General features: G+C 69.0%; 9 protein-coding genes and 1 pseudogene. 5 read left to right on the top strand and 5 right to left on the bottom strand.

Going from position 1 to position 7883, the window contains the following annotated elements:
* Window positions 1–288, bottom strand: a pseudogene (locus tag VED21_RS04705) (ABC transporter permease); the annotation flags it as partial.
* Between the two features lie 218 nt (window positions 289–506).
* Window positions 507–1205, bottom strand: coding sequence for an ABC transporter ATP-binding protein (locus VED21_RS04700; RefSeq protein WP_324881160.1), 699 nt, complete (start codon window positions 1203–1205; stop codon window positions 507–509).
* Between the two features lie 94 nt (window positions 1206–1299).
* Here VED21_RS04700 and VED21_RS04695 point away from each other — a divergent pair, with 94 nt between their 5' ends.
* The 4 genes from VED21_RS04695 to thpR are packed head-to-tail and all read left to right on the top strand — an operon-like array spanning window position 1300 to window position 4779.
* The gene (locus tag VED21_RS04695; RefSeq protein ID WP_414638152.1) at window positions 1300–1956 is read left to right on the top strand and encodes an arylesterase; all 657 of its coding nucleotides are present in this window, start codon (window positions 1300–1302) and stop codon (window positions 1954–1956) included.
* Between the two features lie 5 nt (window positions 1957–1961).
* Window positions 1962–3128 (top strand): FIST signal transduction protein, encoded by a 1167-nt coding sequence (locus VED21_RS04690; protein ID WP_324881159.1) that lies wholly within the window; start codon window positions 1962–1964, stop codon window positions 3126–3128.
* Between the two features lie 54 nt (window positions 3129–3182).
* Window positions 3183–4226, top strand: coding sequence for an NADP(H)-dependent aldo-keto reductase (locus VED21_RS04685; protein WP_324881158.1), 1044 nt, complete (start codon window positions 3183–3185; stop codon window positions 4224–4226).
* Between the two features lie 13 nt (window positions 4227–4239).
* Window positions 4240–4779 (top strand): RNA 2',3'-cyclic phosphodiesterase, encoded by a 540-nt coding sequence (gene thpR, locus VED21_RS04680; RefSeq protein ID WP_324881157.1) that lies wholly within the window; start codon window positions 4240–4242, stop codon window positions 4777–4779.
* 147 nt (window positions 4780–4926) lie between these two features.
* Here thpR and VED21_RS04675 read toward each other — a convergent pair whose 3' ends face one another.
* From VED21_RS04675 to VED21_RS04665, 3 genes are all read right to left on the bottom strand, one after another.
* Window positions 4927–5157: a hypothetical protein gene (locus VED21_RS04675; protein WP_324881156.1), complete on the bottom strand. Its 231-nt coding sequence runs from the start codon at window positions 5155–5157 to the stop codon at window positions 4927–4929.
* Window positions 5158–5291: 134 nt separating this feature from the next.
* Window positions 5292–5501, bottom strand: a complete 210-nt coding sequence (locus VED21_RS04670; protein WP_109119732.1) for a cold-shock protein — start codon at window positions 5499–5501, stop codon at window positions 5292–5294.
* A gap of 227 nt (window positions 5502–5728) precedes the next feature.
* The gene (locus tag VED21_RS04665; protein ID WP_324881155.1) at window positions 5729–6964 is read right to left on the bottom strand and encodes a UbiH/UbiF/VisC/COQ6 family ubiquinone biosynthesis hydroxylase; all 1236 of its coding nucleotides are present in this window, start codon (window positions 6962–6964) and stop codon (window positions 5729–5731) included.
* A gap of 270 nt (window positions 6965–7234) precedes the next feature.
* Here VED21_RS04665 and VED21_RS04660 point away from each other — a divergent pair, with 270 nt between their 5' ends.
* Window positions 7235–7573, top strand: a complete 339-nt coding sequence (locus tag VED21_RS04660) for a P-II family nitrogen regulator (RefSeq protein ID WP_324881154.1) — start codon at window positions 7235–7237, stop codon at window positions 7571–7573.
* Window positions 7574–7883: the final 310 nt, after the last annotated feature.

Raw genomic sequence — 7883 nt, 5'->3', positions numbered from 1 at the left:
GCGCGCCATGGCGCGCATCTCGACGGACGCGGCGACGCGGCCGGACGACTTCAGGTGCTTCATCGCCTCCGGTGCCGGCGGCTGGTAGATCTGGCGGATCGCCACGTCGCCGCCCAGGATGGCGCGCCCGTCCTCCTTCAGCCCTTCGAGGATACCGCTGGACACCGACTGCACGGCGGCGATGGCGGCGACGCCGAGCGTCAGGCAGGCCAGGAAGATGCGGAACCCCTGCAGCCCGCCGCGCAACTCCCGGCGGGCAAATCGAAGGGCGAGGAGGAGGGAGGTCATGGCGTTCTAGCTGACGGAGAGAGTACGGATCAGGGAAATCAGAGACTTAGAGATTGAGAGACCGGGAGGATCTTGCCTTGGCCGCAGCTCCGCGGGGATCGGGCTCCGGCGCACGATTTTCTTTGTCTCTGAATCTCTCAGTCTCTGATTCTTCACTGGGAACCCGGATCGCCAGCCGTGGCGCCGCCGATCCTTGGAAGCGATTTGCGACAGCATCCTCACGCCTCAACCCGCACGTTGCGGGCGGCGTGGCGGCCGTCGTCGGCAATGCGGCCGTCCATCAGCTTCACCGTGCGGTCGCAGCGCTCGGCCAGCGCCGGGTCGTGGGTGATCAGGACCAGCGTCGTGCCGCGCCGCTCGGCGAGGCCGAACAGCAGTTCCACGATGTGCGCGCCGGTCTCCAGGTCGAGGTTGCCGGTCGGCTCGTCGGCCAGCAGCAGCGACGGCTCCGCCACGAAGGCGCGGGCGATGGCGACGCGCTGCTGCTCGCCGCCCGACAGCTGGCCGGGGTAGTGGGTGAGGCGGTGCTTCAGCCCCACCGCCTCCAGCCCGGCGCGGGCGCGGTCGAAGGCGTCGGGCGCGCCGGCGAACTCCAGCGGGATGGCCACGTTCTCCAGCGCCGTCATGGTCGGCACGAGGTGGAAGGCCTGGAACACGATGCCGACGTGGTCGCGGCGAAAGCGCGCGAGCCCGTCCTCGTTCAACCCGCCCAGGTCGTGCCCGGCGACGCGGATGCGCCCGCTGCTGGGGCGCTCCAGCCCGGCCATCACCATCATCATCGTCGACTTGCCGGAGCCGGAGGGACCGACCACCCCCACCCGCTCTCCGCGATCGACCGAGAGATTCATTCCCCTCAGGATGTTGACGGGTCCGGCGGCGCTGTCCAATCTCAGGTGCACGTCGTCGATGTCGACCATGGGGTCGATTTCGACGATCGGAGTAGCCGCGGAATCGGGTCGGGACATTGTGATGGGTCTCAGCAGACAGCGGAAAAGCCTTTCGCCATATGGCGTGGCACGCCGCCTTTTCAACGCCGCGGCGGCGGCGCTCCTGGGGGTTGCGGTCATGGCGTTGAGCGCCACGGCAAGCGCCGCGAACGGCCCCGTCCGCGTGCTGGCGCTGGGCGACAGCCTCACCGCCGGCTATGGCCTGGGCGACGGGCAAGGGTTCGTTCCGCAGCTGGAACGGGCCTTGCGCGCCAAGGGCTATGACGTGACGGTCATCAACGCCGGCGTGTCGGGCGACACCACGGCGGGCGGGCTGTCGCGCCTCGACTGGGCGCTGGGCGACAAGCCGGACGTGGCGCTGGTGGAGCTGGGGGCGAACGACATGCTGCGCGGGCTCGACCCCGCGGCGGCGCGCGCCAACCTGGACGCCATCCTGGGCCGGCTGAAGGAGCGCAACATCCCCACGCTGCTGGCCGGCATGTACGCCTCGGCCAGCTACGGCCGCGCCTACACGGAGCGGTTCAACGCCATCTATCCCGAGCTGGCCGCCAAGCACGGCGTGCCGCTCTACCCGTTCTTCCTGGACGGCGTCGCGACCGACGCGGCGATGAACCAGGGCGACGGCATCCACCCCAACGCCGCCGGCGTGAAGGTCATCGTCGAGCGCATCCTGCCGCACGTGACCCGCCTGCTCGACAACCGTGCCCGCACGGGAGGCTGACCAACATGACCACCGACACACTATCCGAAGCCCGTTTCCACGCCGCCAGCGCCGAGGGCGCCGAGTGGGCGCAGGTGGTGCGCGCCTGCCTGGACAAGCTGGGCGACGTGACGGGATGCAACCTGGGCATCCTCTACGTCTCCGACGCGCTGTCGGGGGACGCGGCGCACATCCTGAAGCTGCTGCGCGGCACCACCGGCATCCGCGACTGGGTGGGCACCGTCGGCATCGGCGTGCTGGGCGCCGGGGTCGAGCATTTCGACCGCCCCGCCATCGCCGTCATGGCCGCCCGCCTGCCGGAGAGCGCCTTCCGCGTCTTCCCCACCGTGGACGGCGACCTGGAGCCGATGCGCCGCGCCGCCGGCGGCTGGCTGGACCGGCACGGCGCCTCGCTGGGCCTCGTGCACGCCGACCCGCGCAACCAGCGCCTCGCCGACCTCGTCGGCAGCGTGGCCGAGTCGACGGGGGCCTTCCTGGTGGGCGGCCTGACGTCGTCGCGCGGCGACCACTTCCCGCAGTTCGCCCCGCCCGCCTCCACCGCCACCGGGACGGAGGGGCCGGTGTCCGAGGGCGGCCTGTCCGGCGTGCTGTTCGCGCCGGAGGTGGCGCTGGCCACCAAGCTGACGCAGGGCTGCACGCCCATCGGCCCGCCGCGCACCATCACCGCGTGCGAGGACAACGTCATCCTGGAGATCGACGGCCGCCCCGCCCTCGACGTCTTCAAGGAGGACATCGGGGAGGAGTTGGCGCGCGACCTGCGCCAGGTGGCCGGCGCCATCTTCGCCGGGCTGCCGATCCCCGGCTCCGACACGGGGGACTACATGGTGCGCGACCTCGTCGCCATCGACCCGCGCACCGGCTGGATCGCCATCGGCGAGCGGGTGGAGAGCGGCAAGCCCGTGCTGTTCGCCCGCCGCGACAGGCCGTCGGCCGAGGCCGACATGGCCCGCATGCTCGCCAACCTGAAGAAGCGCCTGCCCGGCCCGCCCAAGGGCGGCGTCTACGTCAGCTGCATCGCCCGCGGCCCCAACCTGTTCGGCAGCGACAGCGAGGAGCTGAAGATGATCCACGCCGCGCTGGGCGACTTCCCCCTGGTGGGATTCTTCGGCGCGGGCGAGATTTCACACAACCGGCTGTACGGCTACACGGGCGTGCTGACGCTGTTCGTGTAGGACCATAGGGTGGCCGGCAAAACACACAAAGACGCAGCGAGGATCTTCGAGACCATGGAATACCGTCCGCTCGGCCGCACCGGCCTGAACGTGTCCGTCATCGGGCTGGGCACCATGACCTGGGGCCGCCAGAACACCGAGGCCGAGGGCCACGCCCAGATGGACTACGCGCTCGACCAGGGCGTCAATTTCTGGGACACGGCCGAGATGTACGCCATCCCGCCCACCGCCGAGACCTACGGCAAGACCGAACAGGTCATCGGCACCTGGTTCAAGAGCCGGGGCCGGCGCGACAAGGTCATCCTGGCCACCAAGGTCATCGGCGCTCCCAACGGCGGCTTCACCTGGATCCGCGAGGGCAAGTCGCGCCTGGACCGCGCCAACATCACCGCCGCGCTGGACGCCAGCCTGAAGCGGCTGCAGACCGACTACGTCGACCTCTACCAGCTGCACTGGCCCGACCGCGTCACCAACCGCTTCGGCCAGCGCTGCTACGCCCACCGGCCGCAGTATGACGGCGTGCCGATACCCGAGACGCTGGGCGTGCTCCAGGACCTGATCAAGGCCGGCAAGATCCGCGCGATCGGCGTGTCCAACGAGTCGCCCTGGGGCGTCATGACCTTCCTGAAGCACGCCGAGGTGCAGGACCTGCCGCGTATCGCCAGCATCCAGAACGCCTACAACCTGCTGAACCGCACCTACGAGGACGGGCTGTCGGAGATCGGCCTGCGCGAGGACGTGGGCCTGCTGGCCTACTCGCCGCTCGGGGCCGCCACGCTGTCGGGCAAGTACCTGGACGGCCAGATCCCGCCGGGCACGCGCCGGGCGCTCGACCACCGGCCGTCGCGCTACACCACGCCGAACGCGGATGCCGCCGTGCGCGCCTACATGGCGATCGCCGAGAAGCACGGCCTGTCGGTCACGCAGATGGCGATCGCCTTCGTGGCGCAGAAGCCGTTCGTCGCCTCCACCCTGATCGGCGCCACCACGATGGAGCACCTCGTCTCCAACATCGCGGCCGGCGGCATCAAACTGTCGGACGAGGTGTTGAAGGAGATCGACGCCGTCAACGACCGCTACACCGACCCCTGCCCCTGATGATCCGTCTGTGATGCTTCGATTGTTCGTGGCCCTCGACTTCCCCGCGGACGTCCGGGACCGGCTTGCCGGTCTCGGCGGCGGCGTGCCGGGGGCGCGCTGGACGGAAGCGGACAACCTGCACCTGACGCTGCGCTTCATCGGCGAGGTGCCGGGCGACGCGGCGGCCGACGTCGACGCGGCGCTCTCCGAGGTGGAGGCGCCGGGCTTCCCCCTGGTGCTGGACGGTGTCGGCGTGTTCGGCAGCGGGCGCAACGCCCGCGTCCTGTGGGCGGGGGTGGAGCGGTCCGACGCGCTGGCGCATTTGCAGGCAAAGGTGGAATCGGCGGTGGTCCGCGCCGGCCTGCCGGCGGAGGAGCGCCGGTTCTCCCCCCACGTGACGCTGGCGCGGCTGAAGGACGCACCCAAGGACCGCATCGGCCGTTTCCTGGAGGATCGCGGCCTGTTCCGCGCCGGCCCCTTCCCCATCGATCACTTCACGCTGTACCGCAGCCACCTGGGCAAGGGGGCGGCGGTGTACGAGGCGTTGCGGGAGTATCCGCTGAAGTCCTGATGCCGAGGGGTTCTTTGCCCCCTCCCTAACCCTCCCCCGCTTCGCAGGGGAGGGAACTCCGCCGCTTCGGCAGAAAAACCCTCTCCTGCGAAGCGGGGGAGGGTGGCTGAGCGCAAGCGAAGCCGGGTGGGGGCAAAACGGCGCTCACTACCCCGCCGACCGGGTCATCGACTTGATCGGGCCGCGCGGGTTGCCGGACATTTCGGCGATCTTGCGGTCCTGCTCCTCGATGAAGGCGCGGGCCTGGGCTTCGCCGTCGAGGCCCTCGACCTCGGCGCGGGGAACCTTGCGGTTGGAGGTGCGGGCACCGTCCTGGTAGACGACGTCGAACAGCACGAAGGCGCTGTCGTTGTTGGTTTGCTTCTGCTTGCGGGCCATGGGCCTCGCCTCCTGACGAAAAAAAGGCCGCCACCAGCGAGGCTGGCGACAGCGGCCGGGAACGGACTATCAGAAATAGAGAAGGGGCACCAGCGAACTGGTGCCCCCCTGTCGACGAAGCGACGTCAGGCGGTTTAGACCGCCTTCAGGTTCTCGGCCGAGGTCTTGCCGCGCTTCGGGTCACGCTGCTCCTCGTAGGAGACCTTCTGGCCTTCGTTGAGGCCGCGCATGCCCGCGCGCTCGACGGCGGAAATGTGGACGAAAACGTCCGGGCCGCCGTTGTCGGGCTGAATGAAACCATAACCCTTGGTGCCGTTGAACCACTTGACGGTGCCGGTCGGCATTGTGTGTCCTCCAAACATGAGGGAGCGCCCCACCACCGGTAGGCCGCATCAGACTGTGCCCAGGAACGTCCGCGGTCTAGGCACCCAAAGGGTGTAGGAGGCCGGTAGTCCGAAACAGAATGACCAAACGGAAATGGGGGCTGGGCCACCGAATACAAGCCCGGACATCCGGCATACCGCCCTTTGCAGATACCCCCACCGCGCGCTTGGCGCCCTGAAACGGCGCGTTACAGCGGAACGCCGCGCACCATGCGCGGCAGGTCGCCGACCACGCCCATGGCGTGCCGCATGAAGAAGCGCTTCAGGGGCGGCAGGCGGTTGACCACCGCCAAGCCGACCTCGCGCGCCAGCTTCACCGGCCCGAAGTTGTTGGAGAACAGGTGCACCAGCCCGTCGCACACGGCGGCCAGCAGCACCGTGTCGAAACGCCGCCAGCGCTGGTAGCGGGCCAGCACCTCCGGCGAGCCGACGTCCAGGCCCAGGCGGTAGGCGTCGACGATCACCTCGGCCAGCGCCGCGACGTCGCGCAAGCTGAGGTTCAGCCCCTGGCCGGCGATGGGGTGGATGGCGTGCGCGGATTCGCCCACCAGGGCGATGCGCTGGGCCACGAACTCCTGCGCCAGCAGCACCGACAGGGGCCAGCCCTCGCGCCGGGTCAGCAGCTCGATCTCGCCGAGATAGCCGCCGGAGCGGCGCTGCAGCTCGTCGATGAACTCGGCTTCGGGCAGCTTGATGTACATGTCGGCCAGCGACGACTTCTCGCTCCACACGATGGAGGAGCGGTTCTGCGTCATCGGCAGAACGGCGAAGGGGCCGTTGGGCAGGAAATGCTCCACCGCCACGCCGTTGTGCGGCTCGGAATGGCGGATGGTGCAGATGATGGCGGTCTGGTCGTACTTCCAGGTGCGCAGGCGGATGCCTGCCGTCTCGCGCGCCAGCGACTTGCGGCCGTCGGCGCCGATCACGAGGCGCGCCTTGACGATGCGGCCGTCGGCCAGTTCCACCACCGCGCCGGAGCGGTCGCGGTCGATGCGCACGGCCTGGGCCGGGGCGATGTGACGCAGGCCCGGCAGTTCGGCCACGCGGGCGAACAGGGCGTGGCGCATGTCCTTGTTGTCGAGGATCCAGCCGAAGGGCTGGTTCTTGCCGTCCAGCGTCACCTCGCGGTGGTCGTAGTGGACGAACAGCGGCGAGAACTGGTCGGCGACGCGGATGTCCAGGATCGGCCCGGCGTCGTCCGCCATGTGCCGCCACACGCCCGCTCCCTCCAGCACCTTCATGGAGGCGTAGGCGATGGCGGTGGTGCGGATGTCGAAATCGTCGCGCCGGTGCAGGTCCGGGCTGTCGCGGTCGATGCACACCACCGGCACGCCGGCGGTCGCCAGCGCCGCGGCCATGGTCAGCCCGGCCAGCCCGCCGCCCAGGACGACGACCTCCGTGGTGATGATATCCGAGTCGGCCATGACCGTTCCCGTCCTTGCCCGTGTTTCACATTGCGCAGCAACAATCGTCCGCCGCCGCGCCGCTGTCCAGAGGTAGGGTGCGCGGCGCGTGGCCGCTGCTTAAAAACTGGGCATACGCTGCACAACGCGGCGCCGGTTCCGGTTTCCCGCGCTTGATTCCACGCCTGATGGCGTCCGGCACGATTCTTGTAACCGTTGATTTTTGCGGCCGGTGCGAACACGCTGCGGGCGAGGACGCCGGCCGGCACACTTTGCTTCAAGGGGAGCCACATGAAACTCGTTATGGCCATCATCAAGCCGTTCAAGCTCGACGAGGTGCGTGAGGCGCTGACGCCGCTCGGCATCCAGGGCCTGACGGTCAGCGAGGTCAAGGGTTTCGGCCGTCAGAAGGGCCAGACCGAGATCTATCGCGGCGCCGAGTACATGGTCAATTTCCTGCCCAAGGTGAAGGTCGAGGTTGCCGTCAACGACGAGCTGGCCGACCGCGTGGTCGAAACGATCCAGTCGGCCGCCCACACCGGCAAGATCGGCGACAGCAAGATCTTCGTGTTCGACCTGCTGGGCGCGGTGCGCATCCGCACCGGCGAGGCCAACGCTGAGGCGCTCTAGGGTTCCGCGATGCCGGCCGCGCGGAGTTGACTGGCCGGCGCTCTTCTTGACGTTTCTCCTCCCTTTGAACTGGCCCGGCGGCGACGCCGGGCCTTTTTTATGCGCCCGGGCCGTCGCCCCAGCTTCGTGCTCAAAATATCACCACACCCCTCAGTCACTGCCCAAAACGTCGCCACACCCCTGGCCGACACGAATCCGCGCCGAGGAATCCCGCCGATTCCGGGTTTGGCACGGTTCTTGTTTTTACCTTCACCAGCTGGCGTCCCAAGCGCCGCTGTTTTGGTGGGATCTAGCGAAGCCGTTGGCGCTT

The sequence above is a fragment of the Azospirillum sp. genome, assembly GCF_035627195.1.
Classification (GTDB): Bacteria; Pseudomonadota; Alphaproteobacteria; order Azospirillales; family Azospirillaceae; genus Azospirillum.
This window is presented reverse-complemented; position numbering and strand designations above follow the sequence as displayed.